Source organism: uncultured Fibrobacter sp. (genome assembly GCF_947166265.1).
Taxonomy (GTDB): Bacteria; Fibrobacterota; Fibrobacteria; order Fibrobacterales; family Fibrobacteraceae; genus Fibrobacter.
The window spans coordinates 1-19674 of the sequence record NZ_CAMVDO010000005.1; the positions used below are offsets into that span (position 1 = coordinate 1).

Sequence of the window (19674 nt, forward strand, 5' to 3'; positions counted from 1 at the left end):
GGACTTTGAGCGCAGCGATAAGCCCGGAGGGCGGCGAGCCAGCCGCGTAGCGGGTCCTGGCGAGACGTCAAACCCTTTTCCTTCTAAGAAAAGCTAAAGTCTGGTCTTTTTGTTTTACCAGTATGGCAAATGGGTTGAGAACCCGAGAAGAGGGTTCGACAAAATTCTTTTGTGGGCGTTAGCCCGTGAAAAGAATTTTGGACTTTGAGCGCAGCGATAAGCCCGGAGGGCGGCGAGCCAGCCGCGTAGCGGGTTCTGGCGAGACGTCAAACCCTTTTCCCGCTCATCATAACGTCGAAGACCTGGTCTTTTCTTTTGGATGACAGATGCTGTAATTTGCTACATTTGGGCGCGAAATGAGAACTCCGCTTCAACTTGCCGTCATTTTCGCCATCTGCCTTGCCGGGGAATTTCTTCACCGCATCGTGGGCATTCCCCTTCCGGGGAATATTATCGGCATGGTCTTGTTGCTCATTCTCCTTTGCCTCAAGGTCCTTAAGCCCGAACAAATTTCCGGAGTTTCAAGCTTTTTCCTGAACCACCTTGCGCTATTTTTCTTGCCCCCGAGCATCGCCATTATGGCCGTCGGCGACGACGTCCTTTCCAAATGGCACCTGCTCCTGTTCCTGTGCATAGCCTTCACGCTCGTCACCATCGCAGTCGGTGGCCGAATGACGCAAATTCTCATCCGCAAGCAGGAATACCGCGAAAACCTGGCGCGCCGTGCAGAACGCCTCGCCAAGCGGGCAGCAGCCCGTAACCATACAGACGGAGTTGCAAGATGAACGAAATCATAAACTCCCCCCTGTTCGGCATTTTGCTTTCACTCGTTGCATTTGAAATCGGTGTTGCCATCAGCAAGAAATTCAAGTATTCCTTCCTGAACCCGCTGCTGATTGCAAACATCCTCATCGTGGGCTTCTTGCTTACCACGGGAATCAGCCTCGAAAGCTACAACATTGGCGGCAACTACATTTCCCTTCTGCTTTCGCCCGCAACCGTTGTTCTTGCGGTTCCGCTGTACAGGCAAATTGCAAGCCTCAAAAAATTCTGGAAGCCAATCCTCGCGGGAATCTTTGCAGGGAGCCTCACCTCGATGGCCTGCGTCATCGTCGTGAGCAGGCTGATAAAACTCAGCGATACCCTCATGCTCTCGTTGCTCCCCAAATCCATCACGATTCCCATGGGTTCTGTCGTTTCGGAACAAATCGGAGGCATTCCCTCGGTCACGATTATCGCCATCACCATTACAGGTATCACGGGAGCCGTCGCCGCCCCCGCCGTATGCAAGTTCTGCCGCATCAAGCACAAGGTGGCACAGGGAATCGCCATCGGTACAGCAAGCCACGCACTCGGCACCACCAGGGCTATGGAACTGGGCGAAGTTCAGGGCGCCATGAGCAGCCTTTCTATCGGTGTGGCTGGGCTATTTACAGCCGTCGTTGCCCCGATTATCATCAGCATTATCGAATAATTTACGCCTTTCCCACCAGGATTTCGGCGACTATGCTTTCGTTTTCGGGAATGTAGCACAGCTTTCTAAGATCGTCATGAAAAAAGAAACGTTCGCTACGCACCGACTTCCGGAGCATATTTCCCGAAAGAAGCATCGACTGCGCGATATAGCCCGCGTTCAGGTTCATATAGCGGTAGGCTCGCTCCCCGAGCAGATTGCATGACTCGTTCAAGTCCGCCGTCAACAGAAGCGCAAAGGCTACGTTATCGGCTTCTTCGGGGCTTGAATGGCATTTCGCGAACTTTTTAACATTCACCGCCACCGACTGCATGTAGATGGACTTGCGTACAGGCACGTAGCGGTAAACGCCGGGGTACACAAACATCACGTCAAAAGCGACCACCCAGATTTTCAGGAGTCCCGCTCCGAACAAATGAATCTGTCCGGCCTCGAGCCAGCGGAGCATACTCGAAAAATCATCCAGGTCCAGGGAAACTTTCTTGAAAGGCATAAAATTTCTTGAAGAAATTTCGGTATCCTTAAGCGACTTCAGGTAATGAGCAACATCGAACTTTGCGGGCGTGAGCGGAAATTCGTCGCCAGGAAGCGCCTGAGCCGAAAGCCTACGAATGCGGATGCACTTCGAAAGATCCGTAATATTTTCTGCACGGTTCTGCCGCATAAAAAGAGCCGAATACCGCGAGGCATCGTAAGAGGCAGAACCATCAGCCACTTGCAACTCCGTCAAGTCGCCTGCGGCAAAATCCATTTCGCTACGGTTGGAATAGGCCGTTTCTCCGACGCCCTCGTCTGCCGAATCAAACGCAAGTTCGCTATACTCGGGGAATACAGCCAAGGCGGCAAGAGGAACCTCCGTTGCACACAAATTAAGTACAATCGCGATTTCGTCGTCGACAAAGCCACCCAAGGCAAAGACTTTCGCACCCTTGGATTTAGATTGCAACATGACGCTACCTGCGCAAGCCCCTACATCCTGCATCACCTGGGCATAAGCCGATTCCCTGAAGTGCCAAACGGAACGTTCCAAAATTCCCGTAAAAATATAGAGCAGCGGAGCTTCTTCTGCAAAGTCCTTGTCGGGGAAAGCCGCCACGATCTTTTTCATTTCGTCCTTACCGCCGATGCGAACCAGCTGCCCTGCCGAATCCAAGGCCTTGCCACGGCCTGCAGCATCATAGGCGTACACGCCATCGGGAATGGAGCGCTGGCGCACCACGACGTACACACCCACCGGACATAAATTGTCGCCCGAAATAAAATCGAGCGCGGGAAATTCACCCTTGTGCAAGTCAATCCTGTTCGATTTCAGGTAACGCCGGTCGGGATTTTTCTGCGTTTCCCAATGCAATTCCACGGGCTTTTCCTTACGGGCAAAGCAAATGGACTTGTGATAGTTCTCGGAGAAAAAACGCATAAAGTAAAGATAGTAAATAGGGGGCAGGGGTTGGTGGTTGGTGGTTAGTGGTTGGTGGTTAGGGAACGCGCAAAAAAAACAATTGATACACTGACACAAAAATAAGCTATTTTCCTAGAACCATATTTATTTTTCGAGGATAGATTTAAGGGCAAAAGGGTAAAAAGGAGTGTTTCGGCAACGGTCGCATGTAATAAAAAAAAGCAATGCACACGGTTCAAGAGTTTACTTGCGTAAACGCAAATTGCACAGAAATCCTTTTTTTTTGCCTCGCACCGATTTAATTTTATAAAGAGCAAACAAAAATGAGGTCAAGATGAATTTCAAAACCAAAACAAGCATTTTCCTTTCTGCAGCGGCACTCTCGTTCTTGAGCGCCTGCGGAGGCGATTCCTCTAGCAGCAGCACTCCCGAATCCGAAGAAGTGACTCCGGCGGACTCCACCAACACCCCGACAGATTCCATTCCGGACAATCCGCTTCCGAGCGGCGACTCTACGAATACTCCGGCCGACACGGCAAGAACTCCTGCCGATTCAATCGTCACGCCGGACACTTCTAGCACCGAAAACGGTGGAAGCAAGGTCGTGATGCCCGAAGAAGCAGCCGACATCCAACCTTCCATCACCCTTCCCAAGGAAGAAGGCAAGGGGCTTCTGATTGACGACTTTGAAGATGGTGACAACCAGTCCCTGCAGGGTGAATTCTACTGGTACACCTATAACGACAACAACGGCGGTTCCGATGGCGACGGCGCATCCGAAATCAAGACTCCCGTCGGCGAAGACGGTTACCCGATTGCCAGAAAGACTGATAACGGAACCAACTATGCATGGGCAGTCTACTACGCTCTCGACAAGGGCGAATACGCATACGACCCCTACGTCGGTTGGGGCGTTACCTTGGATACAGACGTAGACTACAGCCGCTTTGGCGGAATCACCTACTGGTACAAGGGAGGTGCTCACGAAGTCCACATCGAAACTTCCGACGTGACCGACTACGACGTCCATTTAGCAAAGCTCAAGCCTTCGGCCGCCGCCTGGACCAAGGCAGTCATCCGCTTCAAGGATCTCACGCAGGGTGGCTGGGGTAAGAAAGTAGCATTCGACCCCGCCCACATCGAAAAGATCAGTTTCCAGGCCAAGGGCGACGGAAAGATCGACTCCGTCCTTATCGATAACATCTATCTGCAAGATACGAGCGAAGTCGAAAAGGACCAGGCCGACATGACCATCAACGAACCCGAAATCCCGGAAGTCGTTATCGGCGATGTCGCTATTTCCAACCCGCTCCAGGAAAAGGCGATGAAGTACCTGAACAAGGGCATCAACATCACCAACTGGCTTGAAGAAGACAAGACTCTCTTCAAGGGCACGTTCAAGTTCGACGAAGCAGACATCAAGCTGATGGCCGACAACGGCATCAAGTCGCTCCGTCTCCCCATCGACCTCGACCACTACGCCACCAACCGTGACGAATTCGTTGCCGGCACCGATAAGGAACTCACGTTCGATGACGAAAACCTGTTCGCCGTCCTCGATTCCTTCGCCGTATGGACCGGAGCTCACGGCATGTCTTTCGTGATCGACTACCACGAATACGACAACAGCTATAACGCCACCAGTGCCGAAGACCCGAACTACACGAAGATGATGGCAAACGTCTGGAAGCACGTTGCCACCCACTTCGCCAGCAACGAACGCGAAGACATCTTCTTCGAACTCCTGAACGAACCCGACATGAGCAACGGTAAGGTTCCGTCTGCAACTTGGCGCAAGGCCGCCCAGGAAGACATCGACTCCATCCGTACGGTCGATACGAAGCACACCATTATCTTCGGTGATGCTGAATGGTACGCCATCAAGCACCTTGCCGCAGGCGACCCGCTGAAGGATGACAACGTCGTTTACGCCGTGCACACCTACGAACCGTTCGTGTTCACGCACCAGGGTGCAAACTGGTCCGAAACGGCTCCCATCAAGGGCCTGATGTTCCCCTACGATCCGGCAAAATGGTCTGAATACAGCGCCGACTTCGGCGTGAACAAGTCCACCGCCTCCTGGGTCAAGAGCGCCGTCAAGAACTACTACAAGAACGGCAACAAGGAAGCTATCCTCAACCTGATCCTTCCGGCTAAGGAATGGGCCGTCAGGAACAACGTGCCGGTCATCATCAACGAATTCGGCGCCTACAACCTGGAAAGCGATCCGCAGTCCGTGCTGAACTACATGACCGCCATGAGAGAAATCAGCGATACGCTCCAGATCCCGCTCACTCACTGGGGCTACACCGGAGGCTTCTCGCTCTTCGAATCTGCCGCAGGTAGCGTCAAGGGAACCAAGCTTATCGACGGCATGGCCGAAGCTTTCGGACTCGAAAAGTAAGCCGTTAGGGAAACTCCCTAGACATCAAAAGATTTAGGCTCCTTAGGCCGCCCAATCGCAATAAGGTTGGGCGGTCTTTTTACGTTCAGGCAGGGGCGTATTTTGTATATTGTAGGATATTTGATGCCATGACGTGAACACGACTTCGGAACAAGCCTGAGACGCGCCTCACACGTCATTGCGAGGAACGAAGTGACGAAGCAATCTATAAACCTCTGGGTATTTTTCATTTTCTTTTTTTTGACGACGGCAAGCGCTTTCGCCACAGGTTTTTACGGTAACAACAGCGACATTCGCTGGAAAACCGCCGGAACAGACCACTTCAACTTTATCTACCCTGTTGAATACTCCACCCACGCCGCCAAGGTTTCCGCCTACGCCGAGGCCGTCTACGATTCCGTCGTAAACCGCTACCACCACGACCTGCCCGGCCGCGTGAACGCAACCCTCAACAATGCGCTCTACAGTAACGGCAACGCCATCCCAAGTGAAAATTCCATCAACCTCTGGCTCACCAACTGGGATTTCAAGATCCGTAGCAGCCACGGCTGGCTTTCGGACGTGGTGACACACGAATTCAGCCACCTGGTCAGTATCGAGAACGCAAGCAAGTTCAGCCCGAGCCTTTACGGTTTCCAGATCACCTACACTGACTATTACAACGAGCGCACCACGCAGGATTTCGCGACTGCGATTCCCTTCACGCTGCAGCCGCTCTGGATTGCCGAAGGTACCGCCCAGTACGAATCGAGCCGCATGGGCTTTGACGCCTGGGACACCCACCGCGACATGCTGCTCCGCGTAGCGGCCCTGAACGACAGCCTGCTCACGCTCCCCTACATGCACGACTTTTCGGACAATTCGCTGTTTGCCGAACTCGGCCCCTATACACAGGGTTTTTCGCTTGTGCGCTACATCAGCGAAAAATACGGCGAAGACGCCGTTCCCAAAATTTGGCACGAAATGTCGAAATACCATAGGCTCACGCTCGACGGCGCCATTCAGAAAGTTCTCGGCTTAAGCGAACAGGAACTCTACGACAAGTGGAAAGAAGACATCACCGCGCAGTACAAAGCACAGCGCGACAGCCTGGGCACCCTTGTCGAAGGTACCAAGATGACCGAAGACGCCTTCTGGCAGGATTTCCCCGTCATCACCGGGAACCACCTGTACGGGGTTTCGAACTTCGGGGGCGACTGGTTTGACGGAAGCGTTTTCAAGATGGAAATCAACAAGAAGCCCGAACCGACCGAAGATACGAAGGATTCCAGCAACACGATCGACGGTGTCGAAATCGGCGAAATCGAAGTCGAAAACGAAAGCGAGACCATCGACATTTCCGAATACGCAAAGCACGGATTCAAGCTCAAGAAAGCCTGGCTCGACAAGGGTATCGACGTTTACGAAGACAGCGTACAAGGGCCGATGCTCGCCTACGTAAACTACCAGAACAGGGACAAAGACGGACACGCTCACTTCGACATCGCCATTAGCGACACGAACAAGAACATGGTTTCGGTGACCTACCTCGCCGACGCCGTCTACCCCGCCATCGACCGCCAAGGAACCACGGTCGTCTTCGCCATGCGCGAACCCTACAGCACACGCTTCAAGCTTTCCAAGGTGCCCTACCCGAAGGACCTGACCGACTACACCGTCGAAGACCCCATGGACATTTTCGTACCGGATTCCAAGTTCGACTACTACAACATCTACAGTCCTAAATTCAGCCCCGACGGCAAGCGGATTGCCTTCGGTTTCTTTGACGACAAGACCCGCGGCATTGCGATTATCGACAGCGACGGAAAGAACATGAAAATCGTCTCCACCGAAGGTTTCGACGAACGCGACGTGAACTGGATCGACAACGACAAGATCGTATTCTCAAGCAACAGGAACGGAATCTTCAACCTTATCGAAAAGACGCTTTCTACCGGAGCCGAACGTCCGCTCACTAATGTTGTCGGCGGCGCATTCACCCCGGCCCTCGCAGGCGACACGCTCTACTTTACCGAATACGACAAGGACGGATTTTCGCTCTACAAGATGAGCTACAGCACGCCCCCGCTCATCGACGACACGACCATCACCCTCACCGAACGAGACAGCATTATCCAATTGGCTGACACCAGCTGCAAAATAGAAGAAGGAGGGGAAAGCCTTCCCCTCGCTTCTGCCACAGCAGAAGCTACCCCTTCGAGCGGGGACACCCCGCAACGCCCCGACTCTAGCGTAGCCTGTACCCCGGTCGTCACCCTCCGCGATAGCGCCATCAAAATCACCGATACCACTCGGACCGTTACGCAGAAACCGGCACCCGCTACCATCACGCTCCACGGGACACTCCCCCAGCGCATCGAAAAGCCGCTCGAAATCGGCGACATCGAATTTGCGGGCGTCGAACGCGACTACCGCCCGATTCCCAACATTCCGCTATTCGTTCCGATGCTCGTCTTTAGCGAAAACGCCCCCGACCTCACCGTACTTGGCGACGGCAAGCTCAAGGTCAAGGCTGGCCTTGCCGTTATCCTTGCCGACGCCCTCAAGAAAAACATGGTCCAGATCGGCTTTTTGCTCGAACTCGGAAACGGTTTCGACTACATCAACAGTGAAGGGCTCAACCCCAGGCAAGAAAAGGAATTCTTTGTCGCCTGGGAAAACAAGAGTACTCCCCTGGACCTCGCCCTCAGCTACAGTTACGCCAACTACACCAGCAAGGACACCGTCCGCAACGAAGACGTGCAAAAGAACAACGGCGATAGCCTCTACACAAGTCACAACGCAAGCACCATCCAGTCGATTGTCGGTGCCGCCGGATACAGCCTTTTCAAGAGCATCGACACCATGCAGGTGGCTCTCGGCTACGACTGGGCGAACCTGAACTTTTACGAAGAAAATTTCGACTGGCCCTACCAAAAGCGCCTGAGCGCGCTTGCCGCCTTCGGGCTTTACGGCGACCACGCCGAAGGTTCCGAAATCAGCGGACAAGGCAACGGGCTGCGCCTCTATTACCAGTACTCGAACGCGAACCTTTCCCGCTCAGGGACATTTGCCGAAAGTTTCGTCATCACCTCGAGCGGATTCGCAAAGCCGAAGTACAGAAACTTCAACATCAACGAAATCGGCCTGAACCTTTACGGAAGTCTGCAAAGCCCGCTTACCGGGGCGCGCCTTGCCGCAGGCGCAAAGATCGGCGGAATATTCCACTGGAGCACCGACGCCAAGGAAGACACGCTCGACTCCTACTACTACAATCCGCTATTCCTCGAAGGCTACCCCTACCTACGTAGCTCAGAAAGCTACACGCTCGCAGGGACGCGCACCGCCATTGCCGAACTCCACTACCTTTTCCCCGTCTACGACGACTGGCGCAAAGGGGCCTGGATTTTCGAGACTCGCAGTTTCTACGTAGACCTTTTCTCGCAGATCGGCTCCGCCTGGACAGGCAAGTGGTTCGACAACGACAAGCTGACCGACCACCGGTTCTGGGACCGTTCCGTGGGACTTTCCCTGCGTATGAGCAACAGGATTTTCTACGGCACCCCGTTCGACATTTCGCTCACGCTCGCCCGCGGCCTGAACCGTATTGGCGAAGACGAAAACCTGCACGGAGGACAAAAGCTTACACCAATCGACCTGCCCGTCATCCCCGAAAGCATCGCTCCCACCCGCATCAAGTTTGCCATCGGAATGGGGTTTGCGAATTCTTGGCAGTAGCCAAGAATTTGTAGCCGCAGATGCGGTTGCCAATAGTTGAAAATAGCCAACCACAAGGAGGTTCACATGTCACGTTTTATGTCGCCGCTGCGACCGCGCTACATGCGGACTCCCTCTGAAGTGTACTACAAAGATTCCGAAAAGGAACCGGGTGAAACCGTAAACAGACCGGGAATGCACCCGCCCGAAAGCATCCAGCCAAGCTCCGGAACCGAAAACACGGCAACAGACGACGCCGAAGAGCTGCAGTACCCTGAAACCGTCTGCATTTCCGAGGGGACGTTCCGGCAGATTCGCGACGACAGCCTGGTGCTACTTTCGCAGGGAATTTCGCATAGGCTTTTCCGCACCATCGAAGGACCTTTCCAGATTTTCATTCTGCCCGAACACGAAGACCGCGCACGTGTGCAGCTCGCCCTTTACCGAAAGGAAAATCCGCCCAAGGAAGAGAATCCGCCGATTCCGCTCAGCTTCAGCCTGCAGCCCCTATGGGTTCTGCTTGCGCCCGTGATTTTCACGCTGATTGATTTCTCGGACAAAATCAGCCTGCACTCCCGTGGAATCTCCGACGCCGGCAAGGTCCTTAAAGGGGAATGGTGGCGTTCACTCACGGCACAGACCTTGCACGGCGACACTCGGCACCTCGCCTCGAACCTGCTCTGCGGATACATCGTCATGAACATGATTACGTTCCGCATTCCACTTTTGCGACTGGCCCCCTTTATCGCCATCGCGGCAGCCATCGCCAACATTTGCGTTTCGCTCACGGTGCAGACGGACTTCCGTTCGCTTGGTTTTTCGACTTTCGTATTCGCCGCCATCGGATGCCTTGCAGTCATTGAATTTAGGCTGATGCCCAAGGAAACGCACGGACTGCTCCGCAGGTTCGCGCCGCTCTTTGGAGCAACCTCGCTCGCCGTGTTTCTTGGACTCGGTGAAAACGCGGATATTCTCGGACACGCTTACGGCTTTGTCGCGGGGCTTTTCTGCGGGTTTATCCCGAGCAAGAAAAGCCTACGCTGGGGAACGCCACTTGCCGCAACCGATGGAATCGGCCTAGTGTTCTACTATGCGCTATACATGATTAGTTGGAAATTAGCTTTATAGGAGATTCCCACCCTGGTGGCCATGCGCACTAAAGAGCAAAGCTCTAAGTGCTGTCCGCCCGACTTGATCGGGAATGACACAATGGGCTAAGCGCCTCCACAAGGTGAAAAAAAGAACGGCCACCTTTCGATGACCGTCCGTACTCTTTGTCCAAATTTCAAATGTTAGCTTAAATCTAACAAATTGCATCGAACAAAGTATTACAAAATTATTATTTTATCAGTAAAAATAAACATACAAAGTATCGAAAGAAAGAGTAGGGGCGCCGATAACGCAGTCCGCAAAAAAATCCAGAGCGACCCTCATTTACCGAAGCAAGCAGATACAAAAAAACTGGCGGCTCTCTAGAGTCGCCTTTCGTCTTTCACGGAAGTACGTCAAAAATTAAACCGAGGTTCCCCGCATCCCTTGATGCGGGATTCCGCGATTAAAGAGCGAGGAACTTCTTAGCCTTGTCGGCGTAGTTCTGGTTATCGCCGTAGACTTCGAGAATGCGTTCGGCAGTCTTCTTAGCCTTGTCGGCAGCACCGAGCTGATCATAGACGAGCGTGAGCTTCCACATGGCGTCGGCCACCATCGGGACTTCGTCTACCGGTTCATCCTTCTGGAAACGGTCTTCCTTGTCGCCAGTGCGCTTGGCAAATTCGCCGACGTACTTTTCCAGGAGACCGGCAGCGGCGGAGTAGTCGCCCTTTTCGATTTTCACGGCAGCGAGACCATGCATAGCGGCAGAACGAACCAACGCCACGGAGCCCGCATTGTCAAGGCTCTTCTGGAAGAAAAGCGCTGCGGCATCGAAGTCACCGGCCTGGTACTTGATGTTGCCCACATAAAGGGCGGCCTTTGCAAGAGCCGTTCCGCTCAGCTTGCCGGAATTGATCTTGGATTCGAATTCCACAAGGGCGGAATCCTTCTGGTCGGCATAAAGGAGAGTCATGCCGGGGCCCAGGAGTTCGGCCTGTTCAGCGGCGGCAGCCTTACGGTAGTCGCGGAACTGCACCACGCCCACCACAATGACCATCACCACCACGAGGGCAGCCACGACCTTGGAGCCATGTGCGACAAAAAATTCCTTGATTTCAGAATTGTTGGTATTCGATTCGTTAGCCATTTTTAGCGTCCATGTTAAATTTTTGTGTTCCAATCATAGAAAAATTTTATTGTATTGTCAGCAGACCTTGACAAAACAGCCCTGATTTACTAATTTTGGCCTACCATGCCACTCTAGCTCAGCTGGTAGAGCAGCTGATTCGTAATCAGCAGGTCGGCAGTTCAAATCTGCTGGGTGGCTCGAAAAAGTCCCGTTCCGGTAAGGAATGGGATTTTTTATAATGTCGGCGAGACATTTTTCACATTGTTGATATGTTTCAATATTTTTATATTTGTCCGTCAGTTGAAGACTATATGAAATAGATTATAGCACTGGTTTTTGCCTTGTTCGTCGTGACAGCTGCGGTTGCGGAGGGTGAAGAAAAATCGTTTAAGTTTGAATTAGATGATGATTATGGAGACATGGATCAAACCATCGATGCAGGCTTAACCATTCATCCAATCGGTTTCGTTTATGAGGGGATTACATCATGGGAAGTAACTGGACTCCCGCATGGACTTTTCAGTGCTATTGATGAAAAGACCATTCTTTATCAGGGGAAATCACTGTAAAAGAAATCGAGGATGCTACAAGGATAAACGTTACTGAAAATGAAAAACAGAAGGTCACCGCAGGCCAACAGATTAAAAGCGCATACGCACGATTTGGGATAATTCTGAACCATAGAGGATTGTAATATGGAGAAAAACATCCCGAAATAAAAGTGATTCAGTTGAAGCACCGCACTATGCTTATGCAAGGCAGCAACGTTGACCCAAATGACGAAACGAACGTCATCCGAAAAAGACTTGGCCTAGCCCTATTTGAAGGACCGTATATCGGTTGATTTTTCCATTCTAAAAAGTGGAATCGCAAAAGGCTCCGCAGTAGCGGAGCCTTAAAAATACAACACCATACAATAAGGGTTACCTAGGCAGGGAGTCCCAGGTAACCCCTTGTGTTGTGGTAGGTACGCACTCGCGTACCCGTTGTGTGTGTGTTATTCTTGTAGAAATCCGGCAAAACCTACCGGGGCATTCACCCCGTAGTCAGTCCTGCCGATTCATTCAGCAAGCTTTCATTAGAAGTTGTTCATATTGGCGTTGCGGAGGTAAGCGGGCATACGGTAGTCCACCGCGCTTTCCTGCACCGATTCAGCAGCTTCGGAACGCGTTGCAGTTGCAACGGCCGGTTCCATCATGGTAGCGGCCTTGTTCTGGCGAAGGAACGCCGGAACGTCACGTTCGTTCTGTGCTGCATAGGCCGGAGCCTCGTTTGCACTGAAGCTGTTCGATTCCACGCCACCGCGGCCACCGTTCATACGGTCTTCGTCGGCAACGGCAGAAAATTCAGCCGTATCGGAACCCTGGGACACCACTTCTTCTTCGGCTGTAGTCTTGGCGTCAAACGTCGGAGAAGAGAAAGCCGGGGAGCCAAGCATGGCAGACTGCAAAGAGGCCATCACCTGAGTTTCCGTGACAGAAGGAATCGAGGCGGTCGCATCGTCGTGAATCTTGCCGAAATCAAAGACGTTGAAACCGGTCGGACGCGGAGTCGCCTTCTGCACCGTCGGGATTTCGGACGTGGCAACAGGAGCAGCCTGAGCCGGGGCTACGGGAGCCTGGCCAAGCGTACCCATCGTCATCGTCGGACGCGGAATAAAATCCTGCGGCAGGGGCTTTACGGCAGTATTTGCAAAAGTATGCTGCTGAGCGGCCTTTGCCGTACCACCGCAACCCGTTGCGATAATGGTGATGCAGACCTTGTCGCCGAGTGCCGGATCGGTAATGTCGCCGATGATAATGTTCGGGTTGCCTTCTTCGCCGACCTTTTCGTAGATGTGGTCCATGGCGTCGCTATGTTCGAGCAAGGAGTAGTTTTCGCCGTGGGCAACGTTCACGAGCACGCCGGAAGCGCCTTCGATGTTGATGTCTTCGAGAAGCGGAGAAGCAAGAGCCATGTCGGCCGCCATGATGCCGCGGTTTTCGCCCTGAGCGTAACCGGTACCCATGAGAGCGGAACCGCCCTTGAGCATCACCTTGCGGATATCGGCAAAGTCCACGTGCACAAGGCCATGGTGGAACATGATGCCGCAAATGCTCTGGACGGCGTTACCGAGAATTTCGTCGGCCATCTTGAAAGCTTCGTCCATGGTCGCCTTCTGATTCGAGGCCTGGAGAAGCGTGAGGAGCTTCTTGTTTTCAACGACGATAATCGTATCGACCGATTCGCGAAGAGCGGTAATACCCCTCTGGGCAATCGAAGAACGTGCGTTACCTTCGAAGCGGAACGGCTTGGTGACCACGGCAACCGTGAGAATTCCCAGTTCGCGGGCAATGTTTGCCACCACCGGGGCAGCACCCGTACCCGTACCACCGCCCATACCGGCAGTCACGAATACCATGTCGGCACCCTTCATGGCTTCCTTGATTTCGTCGATATTTTCTTCGGCTGCCTTGCGACCGACTTCAGGATCCATACCGGCACCCAGGTTGCGGGTCGTCTTTTCGCCGATCAGAATCTTGTGGTCGGCAAGGCTCAAGTCGAGCGCCATGGCATCGGTATTGATGTGGTAGTATTCCACACCTTCGATGTTCATACGCTTCATGCGGTTCACGGTATTGCCGCCGGCACCGCCGACGCCGAACACCTTGACCTTGGCGTTGTTGAAGGATGGTTCCTCGCCCATAACGCGAGACTTGATCTCGAAGTTGAAGTTTTCAGTTTCACTCATGTGTTTATCTCCCTGATGTTGAGTGTTGGTTTTTGTTACAAATAGGTTTTGATGATTTCGATGACGCGCTGGAGTCCCTTCTTGACAGAGACCGCAATCTGCGCACCCGTTTCGCTCTTTTTCTTTTCGCGTTGCTGCTTATTGGCATAGTAAAGGAGACCAATACCCGTCGCATAAGACGGATTCTGGTAGGCTTCCTGAATGCCACTCATTCCCTTCGGGCGACCGATTCGGACCGGCTTACCAAAGGCACGGCAAGCGATATCCTCGATTCCTTCCAGGGCGCAGCATCCGCCCGTAAGCACGATACCACCGTTGATGATTCCATCCAGCTGGTTTTTCTTGAGCTTTTCTGCTATCATCTGGAAAATTTCTTCGACACGTGCCGTAATGACCCTTGCCAAGAGCGTTCTCGAGCAACGAACATCGCCACGGTTTCCCACGGCGGGCACCGGGAACGTTTCGTCTTCGATCAAGTTGCTAATGACGCACGTTCCATATTTTTTCTTGATTTCTTCGGCCTTCGAAAGCGAAATCGGCACGTTGAGGCAGCGGCTGATATCGCTCGTGATGTCGTTTCCGGCGTAATCAATGGATGTCGTAAAGCGGACAGAATCGTTTACGAATACCGCCACATCGGCAGTACCCGCACCGATATCCACAAGGGCAACGCCCAATTCGCGTTCGTCTTCGGTCAGCACCGAATAGGCGGCGGCCAAAGGTTCCAGCACAAAGCCCGCGACATTCAAGCCCGCACGGTTAATGCACTTCGCCAAATTCTGCATTGCATTCTGGCGAGCTGTCACCACCTGGACTTCAACCCCCAAGCGGCGGCCCGAGCGGCCCTTCGGATTGCGGATGTGTTCTTCGTCGTCCAGAGAATACTCGCCCGGAAACACGTGAATGATTTCACCTGCAGAAGGGGGCACCGTACTCGCCTGCTTCTTTACGTTTTCGATATCCTCTTCGCTCACTTCGCCAGTAGGAAGCGTCACGATGCCCTGGAAACTGAACGAACGGACATGCTTGCCGGCAATGCCCACATAGACATCGCGAACGTCGACACGGGTAGAGCTCTCGATGACCTGGACTGCCTGCTGGAGCGTTTCCACTACGGAGTCATACTCGTCGGCATTCTTGAGCGGAAAGTCTCCGCATTCCACGACACGGACATTTTCGCCTTCCGAAATGCCCACAAAAAGGTTCATCTTCGAAGCCCCTATGTCAAGGCCAAAGATGTATTCCTCTTTTTTCTTATCTTGTCTATCATCCATTGACACACCTCTTGTCATAATTCCTTACATAGGCAAAGCCAAAAAATCTCATATCCACCTCACCGGCACATCTTAAATCTTTCGGGAATCCTCTTTCGACGGATTCATACAACGTAAACACATCCTTGTTCCATTTTTCCGCAGGAAAAAGCGTCGAAAAACCGACATCCCTGAAAAACACGCGGATTCCACGGTTTTCCTCGGACCACGTGAGCTGCGACACCCTTTCGTACAGTTCGGGACTTTCCTTTCGCATCGAAAGCAGAAACTGCGTCATCATCTTGACCTTGTCGAGAGCGTCCACTTCCAAAACAGGGAACCGCATCGCAGTCGCCACCGAATACGGGAGCGGAAGTCCCTTTTCGGAATAGATCGTCGCCTTTCCGCCTTCGAGTACCGTAAGCACCGGAGAGGCTTCCTGCAGTTTGATGTACAGCGACGACGGGAACTTCTTTTCGACTTTCGCCGAAAGAATCAGCGGAAGCTGCATCAGGTTTTTCTCCACCGAATCCGCATGGAGTTCCGACATCAACATTCCCGTTTCAATCTGGGCATTCTGCATCACGTCTTCCCAGGAAAGCATACGGTTGCCGTCGATTTCGACATACTGCAGGTGGCGAAGCTCCAGTGGGTTGAACTTCTGCAGGTAAAAGCGGTTGTGAACAGCAAGAGTCGCAAGGACCGCAACGACAATGCACAGGATCCAGCCACGACGCTTGAACCAGTGCCACACGCAACCAAACCCGTGCTTCACCTTGCGAGCACGTTCCTGCTTACGCAGGCGTTCGTTGGTGCCTATGCGGCGGCCAAGCAATGTGGTCTTACGTTCTTTCAACACTTACTCCTACAGGCATTCCTTGAGAATTCTTTCGCCAAGTTTCCAGATGTTACCGGCACCCATCAGCACCACCACATCACCCGGCTTGAGTTCTTCTTTCAGAATCGGAAGCAGGTTCAGCTGGTCGCCCACGAAACGCGCATCGCGGTGTCCACGGTCAGAAGCGCTGTTCGACACGAGCGAACCCGTCACGCCTTCAATCGGCTTTTCGCGGGATGCATAGATATCGGTCACCAGGAGCACGTCGCAGTTCGCAAACGCGCCACCGAAGGCATCGTGCTGGTCGCGTGTACGCGTAAACAGGTGCGGCTGGAAAGCAACGATAATGCGGCGGTCGGGGAAAGCGTCGCGGAAACCGAGCAGGGTCGCTGTCGCTTCGGTCGGGTGGTGCGCATAGTCGTCGAACACCAGGACATCGTTCTTTTCGCCAATGAATTCAAAGCGACGCTTGACGCCTTCGAATTCGGCACAGGCCTTGCGTGCGATGTCGGCAGAAATACCCTCTTCAATGGCGAGCGCTACGGCGGCGGTCGCATTCAGCACGTTATGGCGGCCCGGTATCTGGAGCTTAAATTCGCCAAGGCTTGCACCGTCGTTCAAAATCTCGAATACAGGGTAACCCTTTTCAAAGCGCAGGTTGTCCACGCGGTACTTCGCCTGACGCGAAAAACCGTAGGTAATCACGGGCTTCTTGAGGCGCGCCAGAATCTGCTGCACGTTCGGGTCGTCAAGGCAGACAATCACCTGTCCGTAGAACGGAATCTTGTTTGCAAACTGTACAAACGCGTCCTTGATATCCTCGATGTTTTCGTAGGTATCCAGGTGATCCGCGTCAATGTTCGTGATGATCGCAGAAGAAGGCATCATCGAAAGGAAGCTGCGGTCGAATTCGTCACTTTCGGCAATCAGATAATCGCCCTTGCCGACTTTTGCGCCAGAACCCTTACCCTTCACGACTCCGCCCACGATAATGGTCGGATCAAGGCCAGCCTCTTCCCAGATTTGGCCCACGATAGAGGTGGTCGTCGTCTTTCCGTGCGTTCCCGCAATCGAAAGCGTGTACTTCATGCGCATCAGCTCACCGAGCATTTCGGCACGGCGAATCACCGGAATACGGCGGTTGCGAGCCTCGACCAGTTCGGGGTTGTCATGCGGAACAGCAGATGAATAAACCACGAGGTCGGTATCGGCCACGTTAGAGGCGTCATGCTTCGAAAAGACGCGGATTCCAAGTCCCTTCAAGTAATCGATGACGGCGCTTTCGCCCATATCGGAACCGCTCACCACGAATCCGTTTTCGTGGAGCACCTCGGCAATACCGGACATTCCCGCTCCGCCGATTCCGACAAAGTGGAGTCTACGAACACGCTTACAATCATTAATCTGCATTCAAACAATTCTCCTTTTCAAGGATGACGCGGGCGATCTTATCGGCCGCATCGGGCATACCGAGTTTCTTTGCGGCAGAAGCCATAGAAGAGAGGCGATTTTCGTCACCCAACAGCGATTCCACCTTTTCCCACAAGTGATTTTCGTCGGAATCCAGTTCCACCAGGGCGGCCCCCGCCTTTTCCACCACGCGGGCATTGTGTTCCTGGTGGTTTGCAGTCGCATGCGGGAACGGGAGCAAAATCGAGGGCTTGCCGAACGCAAGGATTTCTGCCAGGGCAGATGCACCTGCACGGCTGATAATCAGGTCGGCATGCTTCATGTAGGCATAAATGTTATCCAGGAATCCGCGAATCGCCACATTCGAAACTTCACCGACGCGCGAACTGATGGAATCCACGTTCTTCACGCCCACCTGCCACACGACCGAGACATCGTTTCGGGCGGCAATGGTCTTGATGCTTTCTTCAATCTTGTTATTGATTCCGACAGCACCCTGTGAACCGCCCACGATAAACACGGACTTCTTGCCTTCTGCAAATTCAGCGGGGCGAGGCAGAGAATCTTCTGACGGCAGTTCGCGAACCGGATTGCCAAAAATCATGCAACGGCCTTCGGGGAAAAACTTTGCCGCATCTTCGGAGGTCACAAAAACAGTCTTCGCGTAACGGGAACCCACCTTATTCGCCACACCTGCCACCGCATTCTGTTCCTGCAAGTAGACAGGAATGCCCGCCGTACCGGCGGCAATCACGATCGGAAGCGACACGTAGCCGCCCGTTGCCACCACGACATCGGGCTTTACGCGCCTAATAACGCTTTTGGCACGAACAAGAGCCTTCGACAGGTTAAAGGGCAGCGCGAGGTTCTTCAAAAACGGGCCACGATGCAGAGGAACGGCCGAAATATATTCATAGGGCCAGTTTTGCGCCACCAGGCGTTCTTCCATCGAATCCTTGCGACCGGCAAAAGTAATGTCAGTCACACCCATTTTCTTAAGACTATCCGCAATGGCTACAGCCGGGAAAATATGGCCACCGGTTCCACCGCATACGAAAAGGAACTTTTTCATACGCCACTCCTTGTAAAGTCAAAGTTTCTAAAGACGCTGCTCGAAAGCGAATTACCACTCATGTAGGGTTCCTTGATCCTACGTCCAGAGGTCGGCCTGGAAATGTTCAAAAGGATTCCAATCACCACGCAGCTATAAATCAGGTTCGTTCCGCCAAAGCTCAGGAACGGAAGCGGCTGCCCCGTCGTCGGGAAAAGCCCCACACAAACGCAGACATGAACCACAAAGTTAAAGAACAGCGAAAGCGTAAGGGCGAGCGCCAGGTACTTTCCGAAACGAGTCGAAGAATTCCTTGCAATATTGAACCCTTGCGAGAACATGACCGCAAACAGGAATAGCACAAAGGCCGTTCCCAGGAATCCGAATTCCTCGCCAATCACCGCGTAAATCACGTCCTTGTGAGCTTCGGGCAAGTATCCCAGTTTCTGTACGCCCATTCCAAAGCCAGTTCCAAGCCAGCCACCGTTACCGAGCGCCTGCAAGGCATGATCTCCCTGCCAGTTCGAAGCGGTCATTTCGCCTTCTTCGGCCAAGAACGCCATGATTCTCGCCCTGGAATGCGTGGACATCAAAAGTTTCATCGCGGCAATCGGCACCACCGCAGCGGCCGTGATACCCATGTATTTCAGGTTCGCCCCGGCCGCAAGCATGACGCAGGCGACAATCGCCGTAATCATGATCATCATGGAGTAGTTCGGCTGCAGGGCCAAAAGAATCGCCGTCAGTCCAAAGAAAATGCCCGGCTGAATCAAGGTACAGGCGACACTCTTGATGTTATCCCCTGCCTGCGAAAGCTTTCCGCAAACGCATATCAGCATACCAAGCTTCATGATTTCAGAGGGCTGGATTCCTAAGATCCAACGGTTCGCGCCCTTGACGCCATGTCCAGAAATCAGGGCCGCGATCGTCAGAATGACTCCGATACCAAAGGCGATACGCCCAAGCCAAAGCCAGTGTCCATAATCGACCAAACGGGCAAGTCCCAACATAAGAACCAGTCCAAAAATGGCCTTAGGAAGGTGCGCCATCATGTAGAATTCCGCCGGGCGCCCATGTCCCGTCGCAAAAGGAGCCGACGCCGTATAAACGACGGCCACGCCGAAACAAATCAGCAACAACGCCACCAGCAAAAGCGGCTTGTTCATACCCGTATTTGTTGTCGTCCTTTCCATCTAC

At 53.1% G+C, this 19674-nt stretch carries 14 protein-coding genes and 1 tRNA gene; 7 read left to right on the top strand and 8 right to left on the bottom strand.

Features of this window, described 5'->3' with window-relative positions; all coding sequences use genetic code 11:
- Positions 1 to 356: 356 nt before the first annotated feature.
- Together Q0W37_RS03930 and Q0W37_RS03935 are read left to right on the top strand one after the other, a co-directional pair.
- Positions 357 to 785, top strand: coding sequence for a CidA/LrgA family protein (locus Q0W37_RS03930; protein ID WP_297698974.1), 429 nt, complete (start codon positions 357 to 359; stop codon positions 783 to 785).
- Positions 782 to 1474 carry an LrgB family protein gene (locus tag Q0W37_RS03935; protein WP_297698976.1) on the top strand — a complete coding sequence of 231 codons (693 nt, stop codon included), beginning with the start codon at positions 782 to 784 and terminating at the stop codon, positions 1472 to 1474. The genes Q0W37_RS03930 and Q0W37_RS03935 overlap by 4 nt, the downstream gene beginning before the upstream one ends.
- A gap of 1 nt (position 1475) precedes the next feature.
- On the opposite strand, the gene Q0W37_RS03940 is transcribed toward Q0W37_RS03935, so the two are convergent.
- Positions 1476 to 2891 carry a nitroreductase family protein gene (locus tag Q0W37_RS03940; RefSeq protein WP_297698978.1) on the bottom strand — a complete coding sequence of 472 codons (1416 nt, stop codon included), beginning with the start codon at positions 2889 to 2891 and terminating at the stop codon, positions 1476 to 1478.
- Between the two features lie 316 nt (positions 2892 to 3207).
- Here Q0W37_RS03940 and Q0W37_RS03945 point away from each other — a divergent pair, with 316 nt between their 5' ends.
- The 3 genes from Q0W37_RS03945 to Q0W37_RS03955 all read left to right on the top strand — a co-directional run bounded on the left by Q0W37_RS03945 (position 3208) and on the right by Q0W37_RS03955 (position 10101).
- Entirely contained in the window at positions 3208 to 5277 is a 2070-nt protein-coding gene (locus Q0W37_RS03945) for a cellulase family glycosylhydrolase (protein WP_297698980.1), read from the top strand.
- A gap of 192 nt (positions 5278 to 5469) precedes the next feature.
- Entirely contained in the window at positions 5470 to 8994 is a 3525-nt protein-coding gene (locus tag Q0W37_RS03950; protein WP_297698982.1) for a hypothetical protein, read from the top strand.
- 66 nt (positions 8995 to 9060) lie between these two features.
- On the top strand, positions 9061 to 10101 hold the full coding sequence (locus tag Q0W37_RS03955) for a rhomboid family intramembrane serine protease (RefSeq protein WP_297698984.1): 1041 nt from the start codon (positions 9061 to 9063) through the stop codon (positions 10099 to 10101).
- Positions 10102 to 10528: 427 nt separating this feature from the next.
- Here Q0W37_RS03955 and Q0W37_RS03960 read toward each other — a convergent pair whose 3' ends face one another.
- Entirely contained in the window at positions 10529 to 11212 is a 684-nt protein-coding gene (locus Q0W37_RS03960) for a tetratricopeptide repeat protein (protein WP_297698986.1), read from the bottom strand.
- Between the two features lie 107 nt (positions 11213 to 11319).
- On the opposite strand from Q0W37_RS03960, the gene Q0W37_RS03965 reads away from it, so the two are divergent.
- Together Q0W37_RS03965 and Q0W37_RS03970 are read left to right on the top strand one after the other, a co-directional pair.
- Positions 11320 to 11392: transfer RNA gene (locus Q0W37_RS03965), tRNA-Thr, on the top strand.
- 143 nt (positions 11393 to 11535) lie between these two features.
- A complete protein-coding gene (locus Q0W37_RS03970; RefSeq protein WP_297698988.1) occupies positions 11536 to 11763 on the top strand; it encodes a hypothetical protein in 228 nt (75 codons plus the stop codon).
- Between the two features lie 509 nt (positions 11764 to 12272).
- Here the strand turns inward: Q0W37_RS03970 and ftsZ are convergent.
- Genes ftsZ through Q0W37_RS04000 form a run of 6 tightly spaced genes read right to left on the bottom strand, consistent with a single transcriptional unit; the run spans position 12273 to position 19643 of the window.
- Entirely contained in the window at positions 12273 to 13925 is a 1653-nt protein-coding gene (gene ftsZ, locus Q0W37_RS03975) for a cell division protein FtsZ (protein WP_297698990.1), read from the bottom strand.
- A gap of 35 nt (positions 13926 to 13960) precedes the next feature.
- Entirely contained in the window at positions 13961 to 15199 is a 1239-nt protein-coding gene (gene ftsA, locus Q0W37_RS03980; protein ID WP_297698992.1) for a cell division protein FtsA, read from the bottom strand.
- Positions 15192 to 16034, bottom strand: a complete 843-nt coding sequence (locus tag Q0W37_RS03985; RefSeq protein ID WP_297698994.1) for an FtsQ-type POTRA domain-containing protein — start codon at positions 16032 to 16034, stop codon at positions 15192 to 15194. The genes ftsA and Q0W37_RS03985 overlap by 8 nt, the downstream gene beginning before the upstream one ends.
- 9 nt (positions 16035 to 16043) lie before the next feature.
- On the bottom strand, positions 16044 to 17426 hold the full coding sequence (gene murC, locus Q0W37_RS03990) for a UDP-N-acetylmuramate--L-alanine ligase (protein ID WP_297698996.1): 1383 nt from the start codon (positions 17424 to 17426) through the stop codon (positions 16044 to 16046).
- On the bottom strand, positions 17416 to 18498 hold the full coding sequence (gene murG / locus Q0W37_RS03995) for an undecaprenyldiphospho-muramoylpentapeptide beta-N-acetylglucosaminyltransferase (protein ID WP_297698998.1): 1083 nt from the start codon (positions 18496 to 18498) through the stop codon (positions 17416 to 17418). Before murG ends, murC begins: the two co-directional genes overlap by 11 nt.
- On the bottom strand, positions 18495 to 19643 hold the full coding sequence (locus tag Q0W37_RS04000; RefSeq protein WP_297698999.1) for an FtsW/RodA/SpoVE family cell cycle protein: 1149 nt from the start codon (positions 19641 to 19643) through the stop codon (positions 18495 to 18497). Before Q0W37_RS04000 ends, murG begins: the two co-directional genes overlap by 4 nt.
- Positions 19644 to 19674: the final 31 nt, after the last annotated feature.

What these genes read in the sequence shown, in the direction of transcription:
- Q0W37_RS03930 (WP_297698974.1), top strand. Translation starts at nt 357, where the DNA reads ATGAGAACTCCGCTTCAACTTGCCGTCATTTTCGCCATCTGCCTTGCC.
- Q0W37_RS03935 (WP_297698976.1), top strand. Translation starts at nt 782, where the DNA reads ATGAACGAAATCATAAACTCCCCCCTGTTCGGCATTTTGCTTTCACTC.
- Q0W37_RS03940 (WP_297698978.1), bottom strand. Translation starts at nt 2,891, where the DNA reads ATGCGTTTTTTCTCCGAGAACTATCACAAGTCCATTTGCTTTGCCCGT.
- Q0W37_RS03945 (WP_297698980.1), top strand. Translation starts at nt 3,208, where the DNA reads ATGAATTTCAAAACCAAAACAAGCATTTTCCTTTCTGCAGCGGCACTC.
- Q0W37_RS03955 (WP_297698984.1), top strand. Translation starts at nt 9,061, where the DNA reads ATGTCACGTTTTATGTCGCCGCTGCGACCGCGCTACATGCGGACTCCC.
- Q0W37_RS03960 (WP_297698986.1), bottom strand. Translation starts at nt 11,212, where the DNA reads ATGGCTAACGAATCGAATACCAACAATTCTGAAATCAAGGAATTTTTT.
- ftsZ (WP_297698990.1), bottom strand. Translation starts at nt 13,925, where the DNA reads ATGAGTGAAACTGAAAACTTCAACTTCGAGATCAAGTCTCGCGTTATG.
- ftsA (WP_297698992.1), bottom strand. Translation starts at nt 15,199, where the DNA reads ATGGATGATAGACAAGATAAGAAAAAAGAGGAATACATCTTTGGCCTT.
- murC (WP_297698996.1), bottom strand. Translation starts at nt 17,426, where the DNA reads ATGCAGATTAATGATTGTAAGCGTGTTCGTAGACTCCACTTTGTCGGA.
- murG (WP_297698998.1), bottom strand. Translation starts at nt 18,498, where the DNA reads ATGAAAAAGTTCCTTTTCGTATGCGGTGGAACCGGTGGCCATATTTTC.
- Q0W37_RS04000 (WP_297698999.1), bottom strand. Translation starts at nt 19,643, where the DNA reads ATGAACAAGCCGCTTTTGCTGGTGGCGTTGTTGCTGATTTGTTTCGGC.